29 protein-coding genes are annotated in these 25,536 nt (G+C 63.2%); 16 read left to right on the forward strand and 13 right to left on the reverse strand.

What is annotated here, in order from left to right; genetic code table 11:
* Nucleotides 1–13: 13 nt before the first annotated feature.
* Nucleotides 14–1,135, reverse strand: coding sequence for an aminopeptidase (locus tag ACI2JX_RS20795; RefSeq protein ID WP_404690897.1), 1,122 nt, complete (start codon nt 1,133–1,135; stop codon nt 14–16).
* Nucleotides 1,136–1,202: 67 nt separating this feature from the next.
* Between ACI2JX_RS20795 and ACI2JX_RS20800 the strand changes: the two genes are divergently transcribed.
* Together ACI2JX_RS20800 and ACI2JX_RS20805 are read left to right on the forward strand one after the other, a co-directional pair.
* Nucleotides 1,203–1,616 (forward strand): hypothetical protein, encoded by a 414-nt coding sequence (locus tag ACI2JX_RS20800; protein ID WP_264234215.1) that lies wholly within the window; start codon nt 1,203–1,205, stop codon nt 1,614–1,616.
* Between the two features lie 56 nt (nt 1,617–1,672).
* On the forward strand, nt 1,673–2,086 hold the full coding sequence (locus ACI2JX_RS20805; RefSeq protein ID WP_186553169.1) for a hypothetical protein: 414 nt from the start codon (nt 1,673–1,675) through the stop codon (nt 2,084–2,086).
* A gap of 72 nt (nt 2,087–2,158) precedes the next feature.
* Here the strand turns inward: ACI2JX_RS20805 and ACI2JX_RS20810 are convergent, their stop codons facing one another.
* Complete coding sequence (locus ACI2JX_RS20810; RefSeq protein WP_186553168.1) at nt 2,159–2,392, reverse strand: DUF1161 domain-containing protein; 234 nt, start codon at nt 2,390–2,392, stop codon at nt 2,159–2,161.
* Between the two features lie 73 nt (nt 2,393–2,465).
* Nucleotides 2,466–2,891: an OsmC family protein gene (locus tag ACI2JX_RS20815; RefSeq protein WP_264234210.1), complete on the reverse strand. Its 426-nt coding sequence runs from the start codon at nt 2,889–2,891 to the stop codon at nt 2,466–2,468.
* A gap of 153 nt (nt 2,892–3,044) precedes the next feature.
* Here ACI2JX_RS20815 and ACI2JX_RS20820 point away from each other — a divergent pair, with 153 nt between their 5' ends.
* Nucleotides 3,045–4,049: an LLM class flavin-dependent oxidoreductase gene (locus ACI2JX_RS20820; RefSeq protein WP_404690898.1), complete on the forward strand. Its 1,005-nt coding sequence runs from the start codon at nt 3,045–3,047 to the stop codon at nt 4,047–4,049.
* A 126-nt stretch (nt 4,050–4,175) separates the two neighbouring features.
* Here the strand turns inward: ACI2JX_RS20820 and ACI2JX_RS20825 are convergent, their stop codons facing one another.
* Both ACI2JX_RS20825 and ACI2JX_RS20830 read right to left on the reverse strand, forming a co-directional pair.
* A complete protein-coding gene (locus ACI2JX_RS20825) occupies nt 4,176–4,397 on the reverse strand; it encodes a DUF1161 domain-containing protein (protein WP_404690899.1) in 222 nt (73 codons plus the stop codon).
* 102 nt (nt 4,398–4,499) lie between these two features.
* Complete coding sequence (locus tag ACI2JX_RS20830; protein WP_186553164.1) at nt 4,500–4,715, reverse strand: dodecin; 216 nt, start codon at nt 4,713–4,715, stop codon at nt 4,500–4,502.
* 153 nt (nt 4,716–4,868) lie between these two features.
* On the opposite strand from ACI2JX_RS20830, the gene ACI2JX_RS20835 reads away from it, so the two are divergent.
* Nucleotides 4,869–5,192: a YqjD family protein gene (locus tag ACI2JX_RS20835; RefSeq protein ID WP_186553163.1), complete on the forward strand. Its 324-nt coding sequence runs from the start codon at nt 4,869–4,871 to the stop codon at nt 5,190–5,192.
* On the opposite strand, the gene ACI2JX_RS20840 is transcribed toward ACI2JX_RS20835, so the two are convergent.
* Nucleotides 5,189–6,085, reverse strand: coding sequence for a LysR family transcriptional regulator (locus tag ACI2JX_RS20840; RefSeq protein WP_404690900.1), 897 nt, complete (start codon nt 6,083–6,085; stop codon nt 5,189–5,191). The genes ACI2JX_RS20835 and ACI2JX_RS20840 overlap by 4 nt on opposite strands.
* 110 nt (nt 6,086–6,195) lie before the next feature.
* Here ACI2JX_RS20840 and trpB point away from each other — a divergent pair, with 110 nt between their 5' ends.
* Both trpB and trpA read left to right on the forward strand, forming a co-directional pair.
* The gene (gene trpB / locus ACI2JX_RS20845; protein WP_264234201.1) at nt 6,196–7,413 is read left to right on the forward strand and encodes a tryptophan synthase subunit beta; all 1,218 of its coding nucleotides are present in this window, start codon (nt 6,196–6,198) and stop codon (nt 7,411–7,413) included.
* The gene (gene trpA / locus ACI2JX_RS20850; protein WP_404690901.1) at nt 7,410–8,219 is read left to right on the forward strand and encodes a tryptophan synthase subunit alpha; all 810 of its coding nucleotides are present in this window, start codon (nt 7,410–7,412) and stop codon (nt 8,217–8,219) included. Before trpB ends, trpA begins: the two co-directional genes overlap by 4 nt.
* Before the next feature lie 122 nt (nt 8,220–8,341).
* Here the strand turns inward: trpA and ACI2JX_RS20855 are convergent, their stop codons facing one another.
* Nucleotides 8,342–8,674, reverse strand: a complete 333-nt coding sequence (locus ACI2JX_RS20855; protein ID WP_264234196.1) for a DOPA 4,5-dioxygenase family protein — start codon at nt 8,672–8,674, stop codon at nt 8,342–8,344.
* 55 nt (nt 8,675–8,729) lie between these two features.
* Between ACI2JX_RS20855 and ACI2JX_RS20860 the strand changes: the two genes are divergently transcribed.
* The gene (locus ACI2JX_RS20860) at nt 8,730–9,335 is read left to right on the forward strand and encodes an NAD(P)-dependent oxidoreductase (protein ID WP_404690902.1); all 606 of its coding nucleotides are present in this window, start codon (nt 8,730–8,732) and stop codon (nt 9,333–9,335) included.
* A gap of 114 nt (nt 9,336–9,449) precedes the next feature.
* Here ACI2JX_RS20860 and ACI2JX_RS20865 read toward each other — a convergent pair whose 3' ends face one another.
* Nucleotides 9,450–10,349, reverse strand: coding sequence for a choline sulfate utilization transcriptional regulator (locus ACI2JX_RS20865; RefSeq protein WP_404690903.1), 900 nt, complete (start codon nt 10,347–10,349; stop codon nt 9,450–9,452).
* Nucleotides 10,350–10,457: 108 nt separating this feature from the next.
* Between ACI2JX_RS20865 and betC the strand changes: the two genes are divergently transcribed.
* The 3 genes from betC to ACI2JX_RS20880 all read left to right on the forward strand — a co-directional run bounded on the left by betC (nt 10,458) and on the right by ACI2JX_RS20880 (nt 14,607).
* On the forward strand, nt 10,458–11,975 hold the full coding sequence (gene betC, locus ACI2JX_RS20870) for a choline-sulfatase (RefSeq protein WP_404690904.1): 1,518 nt from the start codon (nt 10,458–10,460) through the stop codon (nt 11,973–11,975).
* Nucleotides 11,976–11,989: 14 nt separating this feature from the next.
* A complete protein-coding gene (gene choX / locus ACI2JX_RS20875; protein ID WP_404690905.1) occupies nt 11,990–12,916 on the forward strand; it encodes a choline ABC transporter substrate-binding protein in 927 nt (308 codons plus the stop codon).
* A 125-nt stretch (nt 12,917–13,041) separates the two neighbouring features.
* On the forward strand, nt 13,042–14,607 hold the full coding sequence (locus ACI2JX_RS20880) for a SulP family inorganic anion transporter (protein ID WP_404690906.1): 1,566 nt from the start codon (nt 13,042–13,044) through the stop codon (nt 14,605–14,607).
* A 104-nt stretch (nt 14,608–14,711) separates the two neighbouring features.
* Here the strand turns inward: ACI2JX_RS20880 and aroE are convergent, their stop codons facing one another.
* Entirely contained in the window at nt 14,712–15,536 is an 825-nt protein-coding gene (gene aroE / locus ACI2JX_RS20885; protein ID WP_186553153.1) for a shikimate dehydrogenase, read from the reverse strand.
* A gap of 26 nt (nt 15,537–15,562) precedes the next feature.
* Complete coding sequence (gene hemF / locus ACI2JX_RS20890; protein ID WP_312151878.1) at nt 15,563–16,474, reverse strand: oxygen-dependent coproporphyrinogen oxidase; 912 nt, start codon at nt 16,472–16,474, stop codon at nt 15,563–15,565.
* 135 nt (nt 16,475–16,609) lie between these two features.
* Here hemF and ACI2JX_RS20895 point away from each other — a divergent pair, with 135 nt between their 5' ends.
* Complete coding sequence (locus ACI2JX_RS20895) at nt 16,610–17,587, forward strand: NADPH:quinone reductase (RefSeq protein ID WP_264234182.1); 978 nt, start codon at nt 16,610–16,612, stop codon at nt 17,585–17,587.
* Between the two features lie 128 nt (nt 17,588–17,715).
* Here the strand turns inward: ACI2JX_RS20895 and ACI2JX_RS20900 are convergent, their stop codons facing one another.
* The 3 genes from ACI2JX_RS20900 to dprA all read right to left on the reverse strand — a co-directional run bounded on the left by ACI2JX_RS20900 (nt 17,716) and on the right by dprA (nt 20,198).
* Nucleotides 17,716–18,027, reverse strand: coding sequence for a DUF3077 domain-containing protein (locus ACI2JX_RS20900; RefSeq protein ID WP_186553150.1), 312 nt, complete (start codon nt 18,025–18,027; stop codon nt 17,716–17,718).
* Between the two features lie 477 nt (nt 18,028–18,504).
* Nucleotides 18,505–19,062: an L-threonylcarbamoyladenylate synthase gene (locus ACI2JX_RS20905; protein WP_186553149.1), complete on the reverse strand. Its 558-nt coding sequence runs from the start codon at nt 19,060–19,062 to the stop codon at nt 18,505–18,507.
* Nucleotides 19,063–19,100: 38 nt separating this feature from the next.
* Nucleotides 19,101–20,198, reverse strand: coding sequence for a DNA-processing protein DprA (gene dprA / locus ACI2JX_RS20910; RefSeq protein ID WP_404690907.1), 1,098 nt, complete (start codon nt 20,196–20,198; stop codon nt 19,101–19,103).
* Between the two features lie 209 nt (nt 20,199–20,407).
* Here dprA and def point away from each other — a divergent pair, with 209 nt between their 5' ends.
* From def to ACI2JX_RS20935, 5 genes are read left to right on the forward strand one after another with little or no spacing between them, the layout of a single operon-like run.
* The gene (def, locus tag ACI2JX_RS20915; RefSeq protein ID WP_186553147.1) at nt 20,408–20,914 is read left to right on the forward strand and encodes a peptide deformylase; all 507 of its coding nucleotides are present in this window, start codon (nt 20,408–20,410) and stop codon (nt 20,912–20,914) included.
* 60 nt (nt 20,915–20,974) lie between these two features.
* Complete coding sequence (gene fmt, locus ACI2JX_RS20920; RefSeq protein WP_264234173.1) at nt 20,975–21,907, forward strand: methionyl-tRNA formyltransferase; 933 nt, start codon at nt 20,975–20,977, stop codon at nt 21,905–21,907.
* Nucleotides 21,904–23,214, forward strand: a complete 1,311-nt coding sequence (rsmB, locus tag ACI2JX_RS20925; protein ID WP_404690908.1) for a 16S rRNA (cytosine(967)-C(5))-methyltransferase RsmB — start codon at nt 21,904–21,906, stop codon at nt 23,212–23,214. Before fmt ends, rsmB begins: the two co-directional genes overlap by 4 nt.
* 22 nt (nt 23,215–23,236) lie before the next feature.
* A complete protein-coding gene (gene trkA, locus ACI2JX_RS20930; RefSeq protein WP_186553144.1) occupies nt 23,237–24,610 on the forward strand; it encodes a Trk system potassium transporter TrkA in 1,374 nt (457 codons plus the stop codon).
* Nucleotides 24,611–24,621: 11 nt separating this feature from the next.
* On the forward strand, nt 24,622–24,936 hold the full coding sequence (locus ACI2JX_RS20935; RefSeq protein WP_264234170.1) for a tetratricopeptide repeat protein: 315 nt from the start codon (nt 24,622–24,624) through the stop codon (nt 24,934–24,936).
* Nucleotides 24,937–25,536: the final 600 nt, after the last annotated feature.

Below are 25,536 nucleotides of genomic sequence, written 5' to 3' on the forward strand. Positions count from 1 at the left end.
CCTTCGAACGCATCTATGGCGTGAGAGCTATGGCGTGGGAGCCGGCTTGCCCCGCGATGAGCGCCGCCAGCGCTGCCTTGCGCTGATCCACCGGCAGCCGCCCCAATTGCTCAACCCGCTGATAAAACCGCGCCCAATCCCCGCCCCCTTCGGCAAACAACGCCGCAAACGCTGGCACCCACTGGTCATACAACCCAAACGGCAGCAACTTGGCATTGTTCATCGGCGCATACATCCACGCGTCATAACGCCCATCCCCCGCCCAAGCGCCATCGCGCAACTGCCGATACTCGCGGCGCAGGCGCTCGAATTCAGCCTGCTTCGCCGCCCGTTTGCCTGCATCGTTCAACGGCCCGGCATAAATCTCCTGCAAGCGCTCACGGCTGGCGAGCACCAGCCCGATAAACTGCTCCCGCTGGCGCCCAGCGCCCTCTGCAACCGCTGGAAGCCCACGGCTGGCGCGCCATTGCCGCGTTCCCTGCTGCTCGACAAAGGTGGCGAATGACTCGTTGAATTCAGTGTCGTCCTGCACATAGAAGCGCTGGTGTGCCAGCTCATGGAAGATCAGCGAGGCCAGTCGCTCATCACCCCAGCCGACCATCGACGACAGCAACGGGTCGTCGAACCAGCCCAACGTCGAGTAGGCCTCCACCCCGCCCACGTAGACATCCATGCCTTGCTGGCGCATCAGCGCCGCCGCGCCGCGTGCGGCACCTTGGCGGTAGTAGCCGCGATAAGCCACGCAACCGGCGATGGGGAAGCAATGAGTGACCGGTTGCAGCGATAGCTCCGGCGTGGCGAACACGTTCCACACCACATAGGGCCGGCCCAGATCGGCGTAGACCCGGTAACTGCGGTTATCGGGCAGTTTCAACTGTTCACTGGCAAATACCCGCGCCTGCTCGGCGTGCAACAGGCGCTGGCGCAGCGTCGGCTCAGTCGCCGGATCCGCAAGCAAGCGCTCCACCGGTTGACGGGCGCGCAACAACTGCCATTGGCCCTCGGCCAGCTGGCTGTAATAGCTGACACTGCTGCAACCGCTGAGCAGAAGCGCGGCAACTACGGGAACAAAAGCGGTTAAAACGCGGTCGAGTGCCCCAGGGCCTGAGCGCTGGAAAAGAAAAATTCGAAACATTGCAGCTGTCTATCTCGCTCAAGGCCGGTGCAAGTCAAAGATTATCTCGCCAAGGGGGAGTATCGCCATGCGTTCACAGTTAGCCATCGGCACATTGCTGCTGTTGTCAGGTTGCTCCACCCTGCCAGATCCCGACCCGAACCAGGCCTGGATCGACCTGGCCCCGCACGATGACACCTCATTGCACGCCGTGCAGGTGGATGAGCGCGACTGGGCCGATAACCGCTATTTCGAAGTCGCCCCTGGCAACCATGAGCTGACCGTGCGCTACCAGTTTCCTGTCGCCCCGAGCAATATCGGCCCCGTCGCCGAGCCGCTGTGGCGCGATTGCCAGCTCAATGTCAGCTTCAAGGACTTCAACGCTGGCCAGCGCTATCGCCTGCAAGCGGGCAGCATTGGCTTCCGTCCGTGGATCAAGCTGTATGACCAGCAGCAAAAACTGGTGGGACAGGGCGAACCGGCAGGCTGCCAACGCACCTGAACGTGCTGATTGGCGCTATGCTTGTGCCTTGTGAACGTGCAAGTGGGAGTTTCACCATGCGCCAGCCCATGATGCTGATCGCCCTCAGTGCACTGGGGGCTTGCGCCAGCCCCTTGCCCCCCGCCGACCCCAAGCAAGCCTGGATCGACCTGTACACCATCACGCCAGGTCGAGTGATCATGGCCGATCGCCTGGATGGCAAGCGACTCAACGATGGGCGCTACTTCCAGGTCACCCCTGGCAAACACGAGTTGGTCGTGCGCTTTGACTACGAAGTGACCAGCGGGCTGTTTACCACCGACCCCACCGAACGCACCTGCTACCTGACCGTGCGCTTCGACAATTTCGAGGCTGGCCAGCGTTATCGCCTGGAAGCCCGGGCGCCAGCCATGCAGCCGCAGGTGTACCTGTACGACAACAGCCGCAAGGTGTTGGTCGATGAGCCTAGCGACATCTTCTGTATTCCCTAGCGCTTTTCAGGCAGTCCGCTGGAACGAAAAGCCTACTCACCAAGGGCCGCCACGCGGCCCTTGGCTTAGACGCTACTGATCATTCTTCTGATAAATGATCTTTTTGGTCCCAGCATCACAGCTGCCAACGACCATGTTCTGATCCTTGACCTCGCTATTAGGGACGATCTCCAGCGTGTATGAGGCTACCCCTCGCGCTTGAATCTTCGCTTCGATCTCAGCCTTGAGTTCCTCACACGGCTTGACAGCCGCCAACGCGGACGTTGCGAGCAGGGAAGCCAGCACGGCGATTGCAACGCGGATCATGGAACGGCTCCTGAAAGGGCAGGCAAACTGCCAACGCCCTTTAGACTACAGCAAACGTCCGCCGTTGCGCCGCCTACGGCACCAAGGTGGCGTCCAGGCTGATCTGCGCGTTGAGTACCTTGGATACCGGGCAACCGGCCTTGGCCTTGTTGGCGATTTGCTGGAACTGCGCGTCGTTGGCGCCGGGCACCTTAGCCTTGAGAATCAGGTGCACAGCCGTGATAGCGAAGCCGTCTGGCTGCTTGTCCAAGGTCACCTCAGCGATGGTATCGATCCGCTCCGGGGTCAGCCCCGCCTCACCGAGCATCATCGACAGCGCCATCGAAAAGCAGCCGGCATGGGCCGCGCCAATCAGCTCTTCCGGATTAGTGCCCGGAGTCCCTTCGAAGCGGGTATTGAAGCCATACGGGTTTTGCTTGAGGGCGCCGCTCTCGGTAGACAGCAGGCCATTGCCATCCTTGAGACCACCTTGCCAAACCGCCGATGCTGTCTTCTTCATTGTTGCCTCCTGGACATGGGTTCGTGTGCCTAAGGTTGAGAGGATTGTGCCTACGGCAAGTTCAGAACAATCGCAGGCCTTGCATTGAATCCGTCGAATCTGCCCATACAGAGTCTAAAAGGCACTTGGCCAACCACTTCTGCGGAGGCTCCAATGACGCACCTGCGTGACCTGAAGATATCCACCCTCGACCTGGTGCCGGTGCGCGCTGATGCCGGCCCCGCCCAGTCGCTGCGCAACTCGCTGGACCTGGCGCGCAACGTCGAGCGTTTCGGCTACAACCGCTTCTGGGTGGCCGAACACCACAACATGGACGGTATCGCCAGCTCTGCGACGTCGGTGCTGATCGGCTATTTGGCCGGCGGCACTTCGACCATTCGTCTGGGCGCAGGCGGGGTGATGCTGCCCAACCATGCGCCGCTGGTCATCGCTGAACAGTTCGGCACCCTGGCCAGCCTGTATCCGGGCCGCATCGACCTGGGCCTGGGCCGCGCCCCCGGTTCCGACCAGATGACAGCCCGCGCGCTGCGCCGTGAGCGCTCAGGCAGCGCTGATGATTTCCCAGATGACGTCGAGGAGCTGGTGCGTTATCTGGGTCCACGCACGCCGGACCAGCGTGTAATTGCCGTGCCAGGGCATGACACCGAAGTACCGATCTGGCTCTTGGGCTCTAGCCTGTTCAGCGCACAATTGGCGGGGATGCGTGGTTTACCCTACGCGTTCGCCTCACATTTCGCGCCACGCCTGATGCATGAAGCGATTCGGATTTACCGCGATCACTTCAAGCCCTCGACGGTGCTCGACAAGCCCTACGTGATGCTCGGCGTGCCGATGGTGGTGGCCGAGACGGACGAACACGCTCAATACCTCGCCACCTCGGTGTATCAACGCATTCTTGCCCTGATGCGTGGCCAGAGCCTGATGCAGCGGCCACCGGTCGAGAGCATGGATGGGTTGTGGCTGCCGCATGAGCGCGAATCGGTCATGAGCTTCCTGGGGCTGGCGATGATAGGTAGCCCGCAGAAGGTGCGGGCCCAGGTCGAGGTGCTGCTGGAGCAGACCGGGGCGGATGAGCTGATCTTTACCTGTGATCTGTATGAACATGTCGACCGAGTCAGGTCTTATGAGCTGCTGGCTCAGGCCTTGAAGACTGAGTGAGACCCATCGCGGGGCAAGCCCGCTCCCACGCCAGTGATTTGAGCTGCGCCCCAGATGATGGATGGGTGTCCAACATCTGGGGCGCAGCTCAATTTGCCGTGGGAGCGGGCTTGCCCCGCGATGGCCTCAACCCCGGCGGTAGACAATTTCCTTGGTCCCACCTTCACAGCTCCCAACCACCTTGCCCGCCGGCTCACCCTTGTCGACGATCTCCAGCGTGTAGCCAGTAACCCCTTTGGCATCCAACTTCGCCGCAATCTCCGCCTTGAGCTCCTCGCACGGCTTACCCGCCGCCATCGCGCCACCTGCCACCGCCAGCAAACCCATCGCTAATAGCAGATTCTTCATCGATCGCTTTCCTTGTTCAGATCAAAGTCGAAAAGGGCGCCGGCTGGGCGCCCTGTATCTGTATTACCCCATCGCGCCGGAACACGCTAGCCCGGCACTGTTTCAGCTATTAGCGATGCGGAAACCGACTTTCAGGGTCACCTGAAAATGCGCGGCCTTGCCATCGCGAATGTGCCCACGGGTATCCACTACCTCGAACCATTCCAGATGCTTGATGCTCTTGCCCGCTTCGGCAATGGCATTGTTGATCGCGTCTTCGATGCTGGTGGGCGACGACCCGACCAGTTCGATCTTCTTGTAGGTGTGATGATCGGACATGAGCGCTCTCCTTGAGTGAAGTATCGGATTGAGCCTAGCAGCGCAGGCCTGGTTTACCTGCGAGCCATCGCCACCTGTGAAAGTTCGATCGCACTTTCGCCACCCCGCGCAGTCGCAACCCTAACAGCCAATCCACTGCGAAGGAGAGTCAACATGGCCCGCAACGCCCTGCGTAAAACCTCATTGGAAAACATGGAAGCCGAGATCGAGAGCCTGCTCAAGACCCTGGAGACCCTCAAGCACGACGCATCCGAGGAATCGCACAAGACCATCAAGGCGATCCGCGGCAATGCGGAAAATGCACTCAAGCACTCGCGCAGCGTGCTCAGCGACGCTTATGACGAGGTCAAGACGCGCACGCGCCAGACCGGTATCGCTACCCGTGACTATGCCCAGGAACACCCTTGGACCGCCGCTGGCGTTGCCGTCGGCGCCCTGGGCCTGCTGGCCGCCTACCTGTTGACCAAGCGCAACTAAACCGCCTGCTGGTCCAACTCACGGCGCAGCCATTGCGCCAACTGCTCGGCGCGCCCATCTGCGGCGCGCCGCGGCACCCACAGCGCCAAGGCAGCCTGGGTGGGCGAGAAGCCCCACGGGGCGATCAAACGCCCGGCGCGCAGGTCGTCCGCCACCAGCGGTTGCGGCGCGATGGCCACGCCCAAGCCTGCAACTGCCGCCTCCAACAAGTAATACAAATGCTCGAAGGTCTGGCCGAAATGCAACGCGCCAGCGTCCAGACCGTGCTGCATCGCCCATGCCGGCCACGCCTGCGGACGCGAGGTGGTATGCAGCAAGGCCTCGCCGAGCAACGCCTGCGCGGGCGCATTACGTAAACGCTCGGAGCCTGCGAAGTGCGGGCTGAGCACCGGTCCAATACGCTCCTCGGCCAGTACATGCACCTGCATATCTGCCGGCCACGGCGGCTCGGCATACACCAGCAAGGCATCCAGCCCGGGACGGCGCGGGTCAAGGTCGCCTTCACCCGCCGACAAGTGCAAACGCAACTCCGGCAAATCTGCCTTGAGCCGACCCAGGCGGGGGATGAACCAGCGCGCCAGCAGGCTGCCCGAGCAGCCAAGGACGAACGGCGCCTCACTGACATCTCGGCTCAATTCGGCGCAAACCCCACGCAGCCGGTCAAACGCATCAACGCTGGCATCGCGCAGGCGCACGCCGGCATCTGTGAGTTTGACGCCACGCCCGTCCTTGACGAAAAGCGCCACCCCTAGATGCTCCTCGAGCACCTTGATCTGCCGACTCACGGCCCCATGAGTCACGTGCAGCACTTCGGCGGCCTGACTGACGCTGTTGAGCCGGGCGGTTGCTTCAAAGGCCCGCAAGGCATTGAGAGGAGGCAGATCCTGGCGCATGGGACGTGTGAGATTTCCTGACATGTTGTAGCAATCTTATCGGTTTTCAGCCGAGCCTGTCGTGGTTAGAGTAAAGCCCATCACTCATTCATAACGCCCTGGAGCGCCCCATGACCCAGACCCAATTCCGCGCCGGCCCCGACGCCAACGGCCTGTTCGGCTCGTTCGGTGGCCGCTACGTGGCAGAAACCCTGATGCCGCTGGTGCTGGACCTGGCCCGCGAGTACGAAGCGGCCAAGGCCGACCCGAAGTTTCTCGAAGAGCTGGCCTACTTCCAGCGCGACTACATCGGACGCCCCAATCCCCTGTACTTCGCCGAGCGCCTGACCGAGCACTGCGGCGGCGCGAAGATCTTCTTCAAGCGTGAAGAGCTCAACCACACCGGCGCGCACAAGGTGAACAACTGCATCGGCCAAGTGCTGCTGGCCAAGCGCATGGGCAAGAAACGCCTGATCGCTGAAACCGGCGCTGGCATGCACGGCGTGGCCACCGCCACCGTCGCCGCACGCTTCGGCCTGCCGTGCGTGATCTACATGGGCGCCACCGACATCGAGCGCCAGCAAGCCAACGTGTTCCGCATGAAGCTGCTCGGCGCCGAAATCGTTCCGGTCACCGCCGGCACCGGTACCCTCAAGGACGCCATGAACGAAGCGCTGCGCGACTGGGTGACCAACGTCGACGACACCTTCTACCTGATCGGCACCGTTGCCGGCCCGCACCCATACCCAGCGATGGTCCGCGACTTCCAGTCGATCATCGGCAAGGAAACCCGTGCCCAGCTGCAAGAAAAAGAAGGTCGTCTGCCCGACAGCCTGATTGCCTGCGTAGGCGGCGGCTCCAACGCCATGGGCCTGTTCCACGACTTCCTCGATGACGCCAGCGTACAGATCATCGGCGTTGAAGCCGGTGGCCACGGCGTCGACACCGACAAACACGCCGCCAGCCTCAACGGCGGCGTACCCGGCGTGCTGCACGGCAACCGCACCTACCTGCTGCAGGACGCCGATGGCCAGATCACCGACGCCCACTCGATCTCGGCAGGCCTGGACTACCCAGGCATCGGCCCGGAGCACGCCTACCTGCATGAAGTGAAACGGGTCGAGTACGTCAGCATCACCGACGACGAAGCCCTCGATGCCTTCCACGCCACCTGCCGCCTGGAAGGCATCATCCCGGCCCTGGAGAGCTCCCACGCCCTGGCCGAAGCGATCAAGCGCGCGCCGACCCTGCCCAAGGACCATCTGATGGTCGTGTGCTTGTCCGGCCGTGGCGACAAAGACATGCAAACCGTGATGAACCACATGGCCGCCCAGGAGAAACAGGCATGAGCCGTCTTGAACAACGCTTCGCCGACCTGAAGGCCGAAGGCCGCTCGGCGCTGGTCACCTTCATCACCGCTGGCGACCCCGGCTACGACGCCTCGCTGGCGATCCTCAAGGGCCTGCCTGGCGCTGGCGCCGACGTGATCGAGCTGGGCATGCCGTTCACCGATCCCATGGCCGATGGCGTGGCCATCCAGCTCGCCACCCTGCGTGCCCTGGAAGCCGGTCAGACCCTGGCGAAAACCCTGCAGATGGTCCGCGAGTTCCGCGTCGGCAACCAGACCACGCCGATCGTGCTGATGGGCTACTACAACCCGATCCACCGTTTCGGCGTGGAGCAATTCGTCGCCCAAGCGAAAAAAGCCGGCGTCGATGGCCTGATCATCGTCGACCTGCCGCCAGAGCACGATGCCGAGCTGGCCACCCCGGCCCAGGCGGCGGGCATCGACTTCATCCGCCTGACCACGCCGACCACCGACGATGCGCGCCTGCCGCGCGTGCTCGAGCGTAGCTCCGGGTTCGTCTACTACGTCTCGGTAGCGGGTGTGACCGGCGCAGGTTCCGCGACTACCGAGCACGTCAGCGAGGCTATCGCGCGTCTGCGTCGGCATACCGATCTGCCGGTCAGCGTTGGTTTTGGTATCCGTACTCCAGAACAAGCGGCTGCGATCGCCCGCCTGGCGGAAGGGGTGGTGGTAGGGTCGGCGCTGGTCGACAAAATTGCCCAGGCCAAAGATGCCGATCAGGCCGTTAGCGATGTGTTGAGCCTGTGCTCGGCGCTGGCTGAAGGGGTGCGCTCGGCGCGTAACTGAGTCGCCTGCCTTGCGAGGGCTTCGCCCTCGTTCGCGGGCAAGCCCGCTCCCACAGAGAATGCGCAGCTGTGACGATTAGCGCTATCGCTGTGGCGGCGCGCTTGCCGGCGAAAAGGCCACGATTAATCTTCGAAGATGGACAGATCCAGCGGCCTGACCGCTCCCATCCAGATCGCATGATCGCGATGATCGGCCAACTCATCCCCCGTCAGTGGATGCAGAAACACCACCAGTCCCTTGCGATACAGCGCCAGCCACGGCAGCACCACCCCCACCAGTTCCGGCTCGAAGGCCAGCTGGCAGCTCCAGTCCGGATGCGGCCCGACCGGCTTCTGGTGCATACGCCCCATGCTCACCCCAAACAGCCGCGCAGCCTCCTCGCACAGCGCCCGGGCCTGCTCCATGGTCTGCGCATCGTAGTAAATATGGGCGTGATAGCCCTTGATCCTTTGCACGATAACTCCTGAATGCGGTCCAACGATCACCCCCACCGGCACAGGGAGCGATCAGGTGAAAAATGCCGAAACCCCAGTCTTCAAACTGGTCCTGTTCGGGATCCAGAGCAGCCTTGGCAGTGCACTGGCGGTCGAGTTGCTGTCGCGCCAGCACGAGGTTACCGCAGTGGTCGACGACCTCAACCGCCAGGCGCCGCGCCCAGGCCTGCACTTCAAGATAGGCGGGCTGGGCAGTGCTGACCAGGCGCAACAAAGCGTGGCTGGAGGGTCCGCGGTGATCGTCTTGCTCTCGGCGCTGGCACCCGGCGATTGGCTGGCGCAGCGGCAGATGAGCCAGGCACTGGTGGCTGGGCTTGAGCGCACGACTATACGCCGGCTGTTGCTGGTGGGCGATTTTGCTGTGCTGGATACGCCGGGGCAGCAGGTCGACGAGGCCAATCAGATCGTCGATGTGCTGCAACGCAGTGGACTGCATTGGACGTTGATCAATGCACCGCAAGACGCGCCAGGGCTGGGCATCGAGCATTTTCGCAGCGCCGATGGAACGCTGGAACCGGGGCTGGCTGCGCCTTTGCGGCGGTTGGCCGGGGTCGCGGCGGGGATGGTCGATTGCCTGGAGCTGGATCTGCATCGGGGCGAGCATGTGAACTTCGTGCAGTAACTGCTGGGCCCGCTTTGCGGGCCATCGCAGGCGAGCCAGCTCCTACAGGGCTGGCGTTGCTTTTTGTGGGAGCGGGCTTGCCCGCGAAGGGCTGCGCAGCAGCCCCAAAAAACCTCAAATGCGACGCTCACTTTCCAACCAATCGACAAACCGCTCGATCAACGCCCCACGCCGCTTACGCGGTGGCAGCACCACGTAATAGCCACGCTCCGAGCGCAAACTGCCCAGCAATGGCCGACACAGCAAGCCCTGTTCCACCAGCCCATCGACCAGATGCGCCCAACCAATTGCCAGCCCCTGCCCAGCAATCGCCGCCTGGATCAGCAAGGTGTAATTGTCGAAGCGCAGCTGCCCAGCCGGCGGTGGGCTGGACAAACCCAAGCCGCGAAATACCCCCGCCCAATCAAACCAGCGGCTGGCCTGCTCACCGCGCAAATGCAGCAATGGCAATCGTTGCAAAGCCACGGATGACAAGGGTTTGCCATGAATCAGCCTTGGGCTGCAAACCGGAAAAACCTCTTCATTGAACAGCCAGCGACTTTCGCCCTGATGAAAGCGCCCATCTCCAAACAACACAGCCACATCGATATCCGGGCGCAACATGCCCTGGCTGCGCTCGCCGGTCACCAGGCTCACATCCACCTGTGGATAAGCTTCATGAAAACGCTGCAAACGTGGCATCAGCCAAAAAGCAGCGAAGGCAAAGTCCGTCGCCACCTGCAGCACTTCACGCTGGCTGTGGCCGCTGGCCTGGGTCACACCTTCATCCATCGCCTGCAAACCTTGATGCACCTGCTCGAACAGAAGCTGCCCCGCTTCAGTCAGGGTAATGCCCCGGTAGATCCGGTCGAACAGCCGCGCGCCTAGCTGCGCCTCCAGGCGCTTGACCTGCTGGCTCACCGCCGGCTGGGTTGTCCCCAGCTCCAGCGCCGCCGCAGTAAAGCTGCGCAAACGGGCAGCGGCCTCGAACACCCGCAAGGTATCCAGCGACAACTCGGCAAGGTGCTCAAACATAAGCTCAGCTAATCCCAGTCATTGCCCGCCATGGGCTTTACCCATGTTATCCACAGTCGCATCCTCGATCGCAAGCCGCTCGCATAACTCTCGACGATGGAAGCCACCATGAAACGACCCCATATCCTGTTCATCATGGCCGACCAGATGGCCGCGCCCATGCTGCCGATCTACGCCCCTTCGCCGATCAAGATGCCGAACCTCAGCCGCCTGGCAGAGCAGGCGGTGGTATTCGACGCCGCCTACTGCAACAGCCCACTGTGTGCGCCCTCGCGCTTCACCTTGGTCAGCGGCCAGCTGCCCAGTCGTATTGGCGCCTACGACAACGCGGCCGATTTCCCTGCCGACGTGCCTACCTACGCCCACTACCTGCGCCACCTCGGCTACCGCACGGCGCTGTCAGGCAAGATGCACTTCTGTGGGCCGGACCAGTTGCATGGCTACGAAGAACGCCTGACCAGCGACATCTACCCGGCCGACTACGGCTGGGCAGTGAACTGGGACGCACCCGAGCAGCGCCCCAGCTGGTACCACAACATGTCTTCGGTGCTGCAAGCCGGGCCGTGCGTGCGCACCAACCAGTTGGATTTCGATGAAGAGGTGGTGTTCAAGGCCCGCCAATACCTCTATGACCATGTCCGTGCAGGCGACGACAAGCCGTTCTGCCTGACCGTGTCGATGACCCACCCGCACGATCCGTACACCATTCCCCAGCACTATTGGGATCTGTACCAGGCTGTGGATATCCCGATGCCGGGCGAGGTGCTGGCGCAGCACGAACACGACCCGCATTCGCAACGTCTGCTCAAGGTCTACGACCTGTGGGACAAACCGCTGCCTGTGGATAAGATCCGCGACGCCCGCCGTGCCTACTTCGGTGCTTGCAGCTACATCGACGACAACATCGGCAAGCTGCTGCAAACCCTGGAAGAATGCGGGCTGAGCGATGACACCCTGATCGTGTTCTCCGGCGATCATGGCGACATGCTTGGCGAGCGTGGCCTTTGGTACAAGATGCACTGGTTCGAGATGTCGGCGCGCGTCCCCCTGCTGGTACATGCACCCAAGCGGTTCGCTGCCGGACGGGTCAGCGCCGCGGTGTCTACCTGTGACCTGTTGCCGACCCTGGTCGAACTGGCCGGTGGCCAGGTGCAGGCCGATCTGCACCTGGACGGCCGCTCGCTGCTGGGCCATCTGCAAGGGCAGGGCGGCCATGACGAAGTGATCGGTGAGTACATGGCCGAAGGCACGATCGGCCCACTGATGATGATTCGCCGCGGCCCGTACAAGTTCGTGTACAGCGAAGACGACCCCTGTTTACTCTATGACCTGAGCCGCGACCCGCACGAGCGGGAGAACCTCACCAGCAGCCCGGAACACCAGGCGCTGCTGCAGGCATTTGTCGATCAGGCCCGCCAACGCTGGGATATCCCCAGCCTGCGCCAGCAGGTGCTGGCCAGCCAGCGCCGCCGCCGCTTGGTGGCGCAAGCGTTGGCCATCGGCAAGCTGAACAGCTGGGACCATCAACCGATGGTCGACGCCAGCCAACAGTACATGCGCAATCATATCGATCTCGACGACCTCGAGCGCAAGGCACGTTATCCACAGCCCGCACCTATCGATTGAGTAAAGAGGCCGCCATGAACACATTCTCCACCGCCATGATCAGCCTGGCCCTGAGCCTGGGCGCGGTCACCGCCAACGCCGACAGCGACGCACAGTGCAGCACGGTCAAACTGGCCGACCCTGGCTGGAGCGATATCGCCTCGACCAACGCCGTCGCCCGCTTGCTCCTGGAAAGCCTGGGTTACCAGGTGAAGATCGACAGCCTGGCGGTGCCGATCATCTATGGCGGCCTCAAGGACGGCAAGGTCGATGCCTTCCTCGGCAACTGGATGCCCGCGCACCAAGGCTTTCATGACAAGTTCATCGCCAACGGCGATGTGCAGAAACTCAGCCGCAACCTGCAAGGCACCGAGTTCACCCTGGCGGTACCTGATTACGTGTGGGATGCCGGGGTCAAGGACTTCGCCGACCTGCAAAAACATGCCGCTCAGTTCGACAACAAGGTGTATGGGATCGGCTCTGGGGCACCGGCTAACCTGTCGCTCAAAGAGATCATCGAAAAAAACCAGTTCGACCTGGGCAAATGGAAACTGGTCGAGTCCAGTGAACAGGCAATGCTCACCCAGGTTGAGCGGGCAGTGAAGAAGCACCAGTTCATCACCTTCCTCGGCTGGACCCCGCATCCGATGAATGTGAAGTTTAAGATGCATTACCTCACCGGCGGCGAGCAGTGGTTTGGCAGTAAAGGCGAGGTGTACACGCTGGTGCGCAAGGGTTATCCACAAGCCTGCCCCAATGCGGCGAAGCTGCTGGCGAACCTGAGCTTCGATCTGGACATGGAGAACAGCATCATGGCGCAGGTTGTGGATAACAAAGTGAGCTTCGATGTGGCGGCCAAGGACTGGCTGAAGGCGCATCCCGAGCGGCTGCAGGGTTGGTTGGCTGGGGTGACGGCAAAAGAGGGTGGTGATGCGCTGACGGCGGTTCAAGCCAAGCTATAGTGGCGCTTTAATCGCGGGGCAAGCCCGCTCCCACGCAACATCCTTTTACCTAGGGGTAATTCGTGGGAGCGGGCTTGCCCCGCGATAGCGCCCGCTCAAACACTGCAAACCTTGGATAGATCGCCATGCCCCGCCTGACCCACCTGCTGCCGTTCCTCGCCTGGCTCCCCCGGCAATCGCGCCGTAGCCTGCGCCAGGACCTGCTGGTCGGCCTCAGCGGCGCGATCCTGGCCCTGCCGCAATCGATCGCCTACGCCCTGATCGCCGGCCTGCCCGCCGAATACGGCTTGTACGCGGCCATCGTGCCGGTGCTGATCGCCTGCCTGTGGGGCTCATCCTGGCACCTGATCTGCGGCCCCACCGCGGCAATCTCGATCGTCCTCTACACCAGCATCAGCCCCCTGGCCGTCAGCGGCAGCGCCGACTACGTCACCCTGATCCTGCTGCTGACCTTCCTGGGCGGCGCCTTTCAGCTATTACTCGGACTGCTGCGCTTCGGTGCGCTGGTCAACTTCGTCTCGCATTCGGTGGTCCTCGGCTTCACCCTCGGCGCGGCTATCGTCATCGCCCTGGGCCAACTGCCAAACTTGCTGGGCATGGACCTGCCCAGCCAGGCTACAGCGCTAAAAACCCTCCAGGATCTGCTCGCCCATGCCGGGGACGTCGACCTGCCATCGCTGGGCCTGGGCCTGGCCACATTGTTGATCGGCATCGTGATCAAGCTGTTGCGCCCGCGCTGGCCCGGCCTGTTGATAAGTCTGATCGTGGTCAGCCTGGTTGCTTGGCTGATGCCGAGCATGTTCGGCCACGTGCCACGGGTGCCGGCGTTCATTGGCCAACTGCCGCCGCTGAGCCCGCTGCCACTGCTCGACCTGGAACTAATCCTGCGCCTGCTCCCCAGCGCCGTGGCGATCGGCATGCTCGGCCTGGTGACCAGCCTATCCATCGCCCGCTCGCTGTCGGCGCGCTCCGAACAACTGATCGACGCCAACCAAGAGATCCGCGCCCAAGGCCTGTCGAACATGGTCGGGGCGTTGTTCTCCGGCTACCTGTCGTCCGGGTCTTTCACCCGTTCCGGCCTGAGCTACGAGGCCGGCGCCCGCTCGCCCTTGGCCGGGGTGTTCTCGGCACTGTGGGTGGCGCTGTTCGCAGTGACCGGCGCCGGGCTGATCGCGCATTTGCCGATTCCGGCCATGGCCGGGAGCATTTTGTTGATCTGCTGGGGCTTGGTGGATCATCGCGGCATTCGTGCGTTGTTCCGGGTCAGCCGCGCCGAGTTCCTGGTGATGGCGCTGACGGCTGCCGCCACGCTGCTCCTTGAATTGCAGACAGCGATCTATGCAGGGGTGCTGGCGTCGCTGTTCTTCTACCTCAAGCGCACCTCGCGGCCACGGGTGCAGCAGAGTCGAGAAGGGCAGGCGGATGTGCTGCGGGTGGGCGGATCGATCTTCTTTGGTGCCGCGCATTACCTGCAGGTGCGTTTGCAGCGCTGCCAGGGGCCGCACGTGGTGATCGATGCGCGGCAGGTCAACTTCATCGATTACTCAGGGGTCGACATGCTGCACCGCGAGGCGCGGAGATTAGGCCGCAATGGCGGCAGCCTGACCCTGCAAAGGGCGCGCCCGCAGGTGATTGAAGAGTTGCAGAAGCTGGAAGGGGCTGAGTTGTGTCCGATCCGCTTTGAACAGTGAGACCCACATCGCCGGGCAAGCCCGCTCCCACAGGGACAACGTGAACCCACGTGGGAGCGGGCTTGCCCCGCGAAGGGCCGCAAAGTGGCCCCAAAATCTCAAATTCAGCCGCGCGCCAACTGCCGACGCAGCTCGTCGAGCACCGGCCCGGTCTCGGGACGAACCCCACGCCAGATGAAGAACGCCTCAGCTGCCTGCTCCGCCAGCATCCCCAACCCATCCAGCACCTGCGCGGCGCCTAACCGGCTGGCCCATTGGCAAAACGGGGTTGGCTCCTTGCCATACATCATGTCGTAGCACACCGTGCGCCCGGCCTCTACCAAGCTCTCGGCAATCGCTGGCATCTCACCCGCCAGGCTCGCCGAAGTTGCATTGATGATCAGGTCGACCGGCTCCTGCAACCAGGCAAAACCACTGGCGACCACGGGCCCAAGTTCATCGAACTCCTGCGCCAGCTGTTCAGCCTTTTCCACCGTGCGGTTTGCGATCACCACCGACTGCGGGTTATGCGCCAGAAGCGGCTCCAACACCCCACGCACGGCGCCGCCGGCACCGAGGATGAGGATGCGCTTGCCCGTCAGCTCGACCCCAGCATTCACTGTCAGGTCACGCACCAGGCCCGCTCCGTCGGTGTTATCGCCTTGCAGCGTGCCATCGGCCAGCTTGCTCAGCGTATTCACCGCGCCAGCGCGCTGGGCTCGTGGGGTCAGGCTGTCGCACAGACGATAGGCCTCTTCCTTGAAGGGTACCGTGACGTTGGCGCCGCTGCCCTGCTTGAAGAAGCCCCGGGCGCAGTCGCTGAAGTCATCCAGTGGCGCCAGCAGCGTGTTGTACTCGATGTCCTGGCCGGTCTGGTCGGCGAACAGGCGATGGATCAACGGCGACTTGCTGTGGCCGATCGGGTTGCCGAAAACGACGTACTGGTCCATGAGGGCTCCTCGGTTATCCACAGGGCTCACTGGCCGAGCCAGTCGCGATCCTGCAGGAAGTACTCGGTCAGGCGCGCTTCTTCGCTGCCCGGCGCGGCCTTCCAATCGTAGCCCCAACGCACTTGCGGCGGCAGCGACATGAGGATCGACTCGGTACGGCCACCCGACTGCAGGCCGAACAGGGTGCCGCGGTCATAGACCAGGTTGAACTCAACATAGCGCCCGCGGCGGTATTCCTGGAACTCGCGCTGCTCAGCGGTATAGGGCGTGTCCTTGCGGCGCTGGACGATTGGCAGGTAGGCCTGAACATAGGCATCGCCGATGGCGCGGATGAAGGCAAAGCAGGTGTCGAAGTCCCACTCGTTCAAGTCATCGAAGAACAACCCACCAATACCACGCGGCTCGCCGCGGTGCTTGAGGTGGAAGTAGCGGTCGCACCAGGCCTTGTAGCGCGGGTAGACATCAGCGCCAAACGGCGCGCAGGCCTGCTCGGCGACGCGGTGCCAATGCACGCAGTCTTCCTCGTTGCCATAGTAGGGCGTCAGGTCGAAGCCACCGCCGAACCACCAGACCGCTTCCTCGCCTTCTTTCTCGGCGATGAAAAAGCGCACATTGGCGTGCGAAGTAGGGACATGCGGGTTGTGCGGGTGGATCACCAGCGACACGCCCAGCGCCTCGAAGCCGCGTCCGGCCAGCTCCGGCCGGTGAGCGCTGGCCGAAGGCGGCAGGCCTGTACCGAATACGTGGGAGAAATTGACTCCCCCTTTTTCGATCACCTTGCCCTCACCGATCACCCGCGTGCGCCCGCCACCACCGGCTTCGCGCACCCAGGCGTCCTCGACGAAGCGGGCGCCGCCGTCTTCGGTTTCAAGGGCAGAGCAGATGCGGTCTTGCAGGTCGAGCAGATAGGCCTTCACGGCCTCGGTGCGGCTGGTCATCGGGTCACCTGGGAGGGGCAGGGGAAGAATTCGCCGCGTAGCATACCACCGGCAACTGGCCCGCCGCAGTTGACGGCGATCAAGCAAAGGCGTCCGATAGAAGGCCTGCTTCAATCCCGACAACAGGAGTGCGAGATGGCCCAGCGTATCCAGTTCAGCCAGCATGGCGGCCCAGAAGTCCTGCAACTGGTCGAGTTCGACCCGGCCCCACCCGGCCCACAGCAAGTGCGTGTACGTAACCAGGCCGTCGGCCTGAACTTCATCGACACCTATTTTCGCAGTGGCCTGTATGCACCACCGTCGCTGCCCTCGGGCCTGGGCACCGAAGGCGCCGGCGTGGTCGATGCCGTGGGCGAGGGCGTCACCCGCCTGAAGGTCGGCGACCGCGTGGCCTATGCCGGCGGCCCGCTGGGTGCCTATAGCGATGTGCACACCCTGCCAGCAGCGAATCTGGTCAAGCTACCCGACAGCATCAGCTTCGAGCAGGCCGCTGCGGTGATGCTCAAGGGCCTGACCGTGCAGTACCTGCTCAAGCAGACCTATGCCGTACAGCCGGGCGATGTGATTCTGTTCCACGCCGCTGCCGGTGGGGTCGGTTCGCTGGCGTGCCAGTGGGCGGCAGCTCTGGGAGCCAAGCTGATTGGCACCGTCAGCTCGGCCGAGAAGGCCGAACGGGCCAAGGCGCTGGGCGCCTGGGAGACGATCGACTACAGCCGCGAAGACGTCGCCAAGCGCGTCCTGGAGCTGACTGACGGCAAGAAAGTGCCAGTGGTGTACGACGGGGTTGGCGCCGATACCTGGCTGACCTCGCTGGATTGCCTGCAACCGCGCGGCCTGATGGTGAGCTTTGGTAATGCCTCGGGCGCGGTCAGTGGGGTGAACCTGGGAATCCTGTCGCAGAAGGGTTCGCTGTATGTGACCCGCCCGACGTTGGCTAGCTATGCCAACAATGCCGAGAACACCCAGGCCATGGCCGATGACCTGTTCGCGATGATTGCCAGTGGCAAGCTGACCGTGGATATCCAGCAGCGTTATCCGCTGAGTGAAGCGGCCAAGGCGCAGGCTGAGTTGTCGGCGCGGCGCACGGTGGGTTCGACGGTGCTTCTGCCCTGAAGCCAGTGGGGCCGCTTAGCGGCCCAATCGCGGGGCAAGCCCGCTCCCACGTTATAAGTGTGACCCCGAAGATTTTCGCGGTACTCATGGTCCACGTGGGAGCGGGCTTGCCCCGCGATAGCGTCAACTCAGACCGCCAATCGCTTGCTCAATGTCCCGGACTCGAAGCTGTCGAGCAACGCTTCAACCACCCCCTCAGCCGCCTCGACCGCATGCAGGTTCGCCCAGAACATGCCGCGGCCTTCTTCGCGCAGATGATCAATGGCCTGCATGCCTGTTTCGTAGGCACAGCGCAGGTGCAGGGCTACGTGGACCAAGGCGTCTTCGATGGGGATGTTGGGGTTTACCGAATACAGCGGCGGGTGGCCGGCATCGCAGCGGCCGAAGGGGTGAGCGGTAGTTGTAGGAAGTGGCGGATCCGGTACGAGCTTTCTAGTCATGGCAACCTCAATAATTGAAGCTGGCACATCATTCGTTACCACACGAATGGGTGGCAGCTGCACGCGGGGTGGTAAACCGGAGAGGTACCAGACCCGGCAGGCTCGAAAGCCTCCCGCGCACAGCCGCCATAGACGACTCTGATACCTATTCCAATGGGGTTACCACACCCCATCGCCGAGTTATTCAGCGACGAAATGAAGCCTAGAGGTACGAGTTCCCACTGAGAAGGTAACGGCGTTCGACAGCGTGCGTAGGATATTTCCCTAAATCCGCTTCGGACAGCCTTGAGGACAAAATCAGAATTGTCAGCACCGCACCGGATAGCGACGAAGCCCCCTGTGGGAGCGGGCTTGCCCGCGAACGAGGGCGAAGCCCTCGCCATCCACCACTACGGGCTGCCACCGGCCTCTTCGCGGGCAAGCCCGCTCCCACAGGGTCAAGTGGTGCAGGCAAGATCCAGTTCTATAAGCGAGCCATCAGCCCGCCCGAACCACTTCACCGGTGGCCAGATCACGAATCACACTCGGATTCTTCCGCCCCCCCAGCGCCCCGCCCAGCACCAAGTCCAGCTGGCCGCGGAAATACTGCTCGACGCGCAACCGGCTCTTGGCCGCTGGCCGCCCCCCAGGGTTGGCCGACGTCGAGATCAACGGCCCGACCAGCGCACACAACTCGCGCACCAGCGGATGATCGCTGACCCGCAACGCCACCGTATCGTGCTGCCCGGTCACCCACTCGGGCAACAAGCCTTGATGCGGCACCAGCCAGGTATTAGGCCCGGGCCAGGTGCTGCTCATGCGCTCGATCCAGTCTTCGGGGAAGTCCTCGAACAGGAAGTCGAACTGGTGAATGTTGTCGGCAACCAGAATCAGGCCTTTATCCACAGGCCGCGACTTGAGCGCCAGCAGGCGATACACCGCGTCTTCGTTCCACGGGTCGCAGCCCAGGCCCCAGACCGCTTCCGTCGGATAGGCAATCACCGCGCCCGCCCGAATCTCCCGTGCGGCTTGTTGCACACGCCAACTGCTCACCATTGCTGTCTCTCCGCATATAAAGCTGATCTGCAGTTTACTTAGCCGGACCGCGCAAACCAACGCCCAGCTTCATTGCTGACCCGCCCTTCAAGCTCAAGCTCGGTGAGGCTGGCCAACACCTGCGCCATGGGCTGGCCGCTGCTGCGCGCCAGGCCCTCGCTGGTCTGCGGTTGGGCATGCAACAAGGCGAGCAGGGGATGGGCAGGCTTATCCACAGGCGCAGGAGGCAGGTTCTGCCAACCGCGCAGACTGTCGAGGATCTGTTCCACGCTCTCTACCAACAAGGCGCCGTCGCGAATCAGTTGGTGACAACCCTTGGCGCCAGGGTGGTGGATGGAGCCAGGCAGCGCGTACACCTCACGGCCTTGCTCAGCTGCCAGCCGCGCGCTGATCAACGAGCCACTGGCCAGGCTCGCCTCAACCACCAGCACGCCCAACGACAGGCCGCTGATGATCCGGTTGCGGCGAGGGAAGTTGGCAGGCAACGGGCCGGCGTCCAGGGGGAACTCGGAAACCACCGCGCTACCACGCTCGATCATCGCCTGGGCGAGCGACTGGTGACGCTGTGGATAAAGTTTTTCCAAGCCCGTGCCCAGCACCCCAATCGTGCTCCCGCCCGCCTCCAATGCGGCCCGATGAGCGGCACCGTCGGCGCCCACCGCCAAGCCGCTGGTGATGGTAAATCCGGCTTTGGCCAGGTAGCGCGAGAACATCGCCGCGTTATCCAGCGCAGGCGGTGTCGCCCTGCGACTGCCAACGATCGCCAGCTGCGGGCGCTCGAGCAGGGCTGGGTTACCGGCGACAAAAAGCAGCGGCGGGGCATCATCGATTTCGCCCAGCAGCGGTGGATAACCCGGCTGGTCCCACATCAGTAAATGCTGGCCAGGCCGCTCTAGCCAGGCCATTGCGGCACTTGCGCCATCGCGCACCTCTGGGCTGCGGCGCGCTTCGCAGGCGGCTGCGGGAATGCCCAACGTACGCCACGCGGTGGCCGGCGCACTGAGTGCCGAAGAGGCACTGCCGAAGGCTTCGATCAGCGTTTGGAAGCGCCGCAGGCCCACCTCGGGGAGCCGATGCAGACGCAAACGCGCCTCCAGCTCGGCAGGCGGACAAGCAGACGAATGGTGTTCAGGCATGGCAGATCATCCTTGATCGACAGAGGGTCATCCACCTAGCACAACCTGTGGATAACTGTGTTGATAATACTTTGACAACCTGTCAGTCGAATGGGCTATAAGGCGTCCTTTGAAACCCTAGACGAGCTTTGCCAGGTGCTGAATCCCCCGTTTCCCTTTATTATGTGTGCTCAATTTTCAACCGACCGCACAGTGACTGCCTGACCCCTATGGCCATTTTGAACATTCTCGAATTCCCTGACCCGCGCCTGCGCACCATCGCCAAACCGGTGACGGAGTTCGACGACGCCCTGCGCCAGCTGATCGACGACATGTTTGAAACCATGTACGAAGCCCCTGGCATCGGCCTGGCCGCAACCCAGGTCAACGTACACCTGCGCCTGGTGGTGATGGACCTGAGCGAAGATCGCAGCGAGCCACGGGTGTTCATCAACCCCGAGGTCGAAGAGCTGACCCACGACATGGGCCAGTACCAGGAAGGCTGCCTGTCGGTGCCGGGCTTCTACGAGAACGTCGACCGCCCGTTGCGGGTCCGGGTCAAGGCCCAGGATCGTGATGGCAAACCGTACGAGCTGGAGGCCGAGGGCCTGCTGGCGGTGTGCATCCAGCACGAGCTGGACCACCTCAACGGCAAGCTGTTCGTCGACTACCTGTCGCAGCTCAAACGTGACCGGATCAAGAAGAAGCTGGAAAAGCAGCACCGCCAGCAAGCCTGATTCCCACCTTGCAGAAGGCTTGCTCCGGCAAGCCTTTTTCTTTTCTAAAGCGAGAACTCCATGCGCATCGTCTTCGCAGGCACCCCAGAGTTTGCCGCCGAACACCTCAAAGCCCTGCTCGACAGCCCCTACCAAGTGGTGGCGGTGTACACCCAGCCGGATCGCCCGGCGGGCCGTGGGCAGAAGCTCATGCCGAGCCCGGTCAAGCAATTGGCCGTGGCCCATGACATTCCGGTGTTGCAGCCGCCAACCTTGCGCAATGCCGAGGCTCAGGCGGAGCTGGCCGCGCTCAAGCCCGACCTGATGGTGGTGGTTGCCTACGGCCTGATCCTGCCGCAGGCGGTGCTCGACATCCCGCGCCTGGGCTGCATCAACAGCCATGCCTCGCTGCTGCCACGCTGGCGCGGTGCGGCGCCGATCCAACGCGCCGTGGAAGCCGGCGATGCCCAGAGCGGCGTCACCGTGATGCGCATGGAAGCAGGCCTGGATACCGGGCCGATGCTGCTCAAGGTGGTCACCCCGATCAGCGCCGACGATACCGGCGGCAGCCTGCACGATCGCCTCGCCGAGATGGGCCCGCCAGCCGTGGTCCAGGCCATCGCCGGCCTGGCCGATGGCAGCCTGCAAGGTGAAGTGCAGGACGATGCCCTGGCCACCTATGCGCACAAGCTGAACAAAGACGAAGCACGCATCGACTGGAACCGCCCGGCGGTGGAACTGGAGCGCCTGGTGCGCGCCTTCAACCCTTGGCCGGTGTGCCACAGCACCCTCGATGGCGAGAGCGTCAAGGTACTGGCCGCCAATTTGTCCACAGGCAAGGGCGCACCTGGCGAGATCCTCAGCGCCAGCAAAGACGGCCTGGTGGTCGCCTGCGGTGACCAGGCACTGAGCCTGACCCGCCTGCAACTGCCAGGTGGCAAGGCGCTGAATTTCAGCGACCTGTTCAACAGCCGTCGCGAGAAATTCGCCAGCGGTAAGGTGCTCGGCCAATGAACCCACGTCTGGCTGCCGCCCGCGCCCTGGCTGCCGTGCTCAGCGGCAAGGCTTCGCTGAACAGCTCGCTGCCAGCTCAACTGGACAAGGTCGACGAGCGCGACCGTGGCCTGACCCAGGACCTCGCATTCGGCACCGCCCGTTGGCAGCCACGCCTGGAGCTGTTGGCCGAGAAGCTCTTGCAGAAGCCTTTCAAAGCCGCCGACTGCGATGTGCAGGCGTTGTTGCTGGTCGGCCTGTACCAGCTGTTCTACACGCGCATTCCGGCCCATGCCGCCATTGGCGAGACCGTGGGCTGCGCCGACAAGCTGAAAAAACCCTGGGCCAAGGCCCTGCTCAATGCCGTGCTGCGCCGCGCCCAGCGGGAAGGGGAAGAGATCCTCGCCGGCATGGAGCGCGATCCGGTGGTGCGCACTGCCCATCCGCGCTGGCTGCAGAAGTCGCTCAAGGCCTTCTGGCCCGAGCAGTGGGAAGCGATTTGCGCGGCCAACAACGCCCACCCGCCGATGATCCTGCGGGTCAACCGCCGTCATCACAGCCGCGATGCCTACCTGGCGTTGCTGGCTGAAGCGGGCATCACTGCCAGCGCTTGCCAATACAGCCGTGACGGCATCGTGCTCGAAGCCGCCTGCGACGTGCGCGGCCTGCCGGGCTTTGCCGACGGTTGGGTCAGCGTTCAGGACGAGGCCGCGCAACTGGCTGCCGATCTGCTCGATCTGGCGCCCGGCCAGCGCGTGCTCGACGCCTGCTGCGCGCCGGGCGGCAAGACCTGCCACCTGCTCGAAGCCGAACAGGGCCTGAGCGAAGTGGTCGCCATCGACCTGGAAGCCAAGCGCCTGACCCGTGTACGCGAGAACCTCGACCGTTTGCAGCTGGACGCCAAGCTGATCGCCTGTGACGCTCGCGAAACCGCCGCCTGGTGGGACGGCAAGCAGTTCCAACGGATCTTGCTCGACGCCCCATGCTCGGCCACTGGCGTGATCCGCCGTCACCCCGACATCAAGCTGACTCGCCAAGCCGACGACATCCCGGCCCTGGCCAGCCTGCAAGGCGAGTTGCTCGATGCCCTGTGGCCGACCCTGGAAGTCGGCGGCATGCTGCTCTACGCCACTTGCTCGAGCCTGCCGACGGAAAACACCGAAGTGATCGATGCCTTCCTGGCCCGCACCCCTGGGGCTCGCGAGCTGGACCTGGCCACCACCGCCGGCCTGCGCCAGGCGCATGGTCGCCAGCTGTTGGCCCAGGAAGGCGGCCACGACGGCTTCTACTATGCCAAGCTGATCAAGATTGCCGCTTCGCGCGGATAAAAATAAAGGTTAGGAGTAGCGGATGAAGATCATCATCCTCGGCGCAGGCCAGGTAGGCGGCACGCTGGCGGAACACTTGGCCAGCGAAGCCAACGACATCACGGTGGTCGACACCGACGGCGAACGCCTGCGCGACCTCGGCGATCGCCTCGATATCCGTACCGTACAAGGCCGTGGCTCGTTGCCAACGGTCCTGCGCCAGGCCGGCGCCGATGACGCCGACATGTTGGTCGCGGTCACCAACAGCGACGAGACCAACATGGTCGCCTGCCAGGTCGCCTATTCGCTGTTCCATACCCCGACCAAGATCGCCCGGGTGCGTGAGTCGGCCTACCTCACCCGCGAAGAGCTGTTCCACAACGACCACATTCCGGTCGACGTGCTGATCAGCCCAGAGCAAGTGGTGACCAACTACATCAAGCGCCTGATCGAGCACCCGGGCGCGCTGCAGGTGATCGACTTCGCCGAAGGCAAGGCGCAGCTGGTGGCGGTCAAGGCCTACTATGGCGGCCCCCTGGTCGGCCAGCAGCTGCGCCAGATCCGCGCGCACATGCCCAACGTCGACACCCGGGTGGCGGCGATCTTCCGTCGCGACCGGCCGATCAAGCCGCATGGCGATACCGTGATCGAAGCTGACGACGAAGTGTTCTTCATCGCCGCCAAGGCCCACATCCGGGCGGTGATGGGCGAGCTGCGGCGCATCGACGAAACCAATAAGCGTGTGGTCATCGCCGGTGGCGGGCAGATCGGCGAGCGCCTGGCCGAGGCCATCGAGAGCCGCTATCAGGTCAAGATCATCGAGATGAGCCCGGCGCGTTGCCGCTATCTGTCCGACACCCTGGAAAGCACTGTGGTGTTGCAGGGCAGCGCTTCGGACAAGGACCTGATGCTTGAAGAGAACATCGCCGACGCCGATATCTTCCTGGCCCTGACCAACGACGACGAGGCCAACATCATGTCCTCGCTGCTGGCCAAGCGCCTGGGTGCGAGCAAGGTCATGACACTTATCAACAATCCGGCCTATGTCGACCTGGTCCAGGGCGGCGATATCGATATCGCCATCAGCCCGCAGCTGGCGACCATCGGCACCTTGCTGGCGCACGTGCGCCGCGGCGATATCGTCAGCGTGCACTCGCTGCGTCGGGGCGCGGCGGAAGCCATCGAAGCGGTGGCGCATGGCGATTCGAAGTCGAGCAAGGTGATTGGCAAGGCCATCGAAGACATCGCCCTGCCGCCCGGCACCACCATCGGCGCGATCATTCGCGACGAGCAAGTGCTGATTGCCCACGACGACACGGTGATCGAGGCCGGTGACCATGTGATTCTGTTCGTTGTGGATAAAAAGCATATCCGTGACGTGGAGAAGCTGTTCCACGTGGGCTTGAGCTTCTTCTAAGGAGAAACGGCATGCGCGAATCGCTGGAAAAAATGCTCGCCAAGGGTGTGGATAACGCGCTGTTGCGCTTCGGTCTGGGCAAGGCTTGGCTGGATGAAGGCAACGGCGCTGAGGCGGCGGTGCACCTGGCGCGGTGTGTCGAGCAGGATCCTAAGTATTCGGCGGCTTGGAAGCTTTTAGGTAAGGCGTATCAGCTGGACGGCAACCTGGAGGCGGCGCGCAAGGCCTGGGAGGAGGGCATTGCCGCGGCGCAGGCGCATGGCGACAAGCAGGCCGAGAAAGAGATGACCGTTTTTCTGAAGAAGCTAAACAAAACATCGCCTTGACGCTGTCGCTGTGGGAGCGGGCTTGCCCGCGAACACCGGCGAAGCCGGTGCCATCCACCGCAGTGCCTGCTTCGCGGGCAAGCCCGCTCCCACAGGGGCCCTGCTAAAACAGACAGACCTGTATTCAGCCTGCTAGCAGGGCGGTGGATAACTCAATACCAGCGCGCTTCACCCGCCGGACATCGTCGCTGGATATCGCCGCTGCTCCCCGTGACTTGACGGCGGCGCAGCCCCTGAAAAACAGATGACCGTTTCCTGACGAAGCTCAACAAAGCTTCGCCTTGACGCTGTCCCTGTGGGAGCGGGCTTGCCCGCGAACACCGGCGAAGCCGGTGCCATCCACCGCAGTGCCTGCTTCGCGGGCAAGCCCGCTCCCACAGGGGCCCTGCTAAAACAGACAGACCTGTATTCAGCCTGCTAGCAAGGCAGTGGATAACTCAATACCAGCGCGCTTCACCCGCCGGACATCGTCGCTGGATATCTCTTCCGGCGCTGCTCCCCGTGACTTGACGGCGGCGCAGCCCCTGAAAAACAGATGACCGTTTCCTGACGAAGCTCAACAAAGCTTCGCCTTGACGCTGTCCCTGTGGGAGCGGGCTT

Origin of the sequence: Pseudomonas sp. NPDC088890, from assembly GCF_044900155.1 — a bacterium.
Lineage (GTDB): Bacteria > Pseudomonadota > Gammaproteobacteria > Pseudomonadales > Pseudomonadaceae > Aquipseudomonas > Aquipseudomonas urmiensis.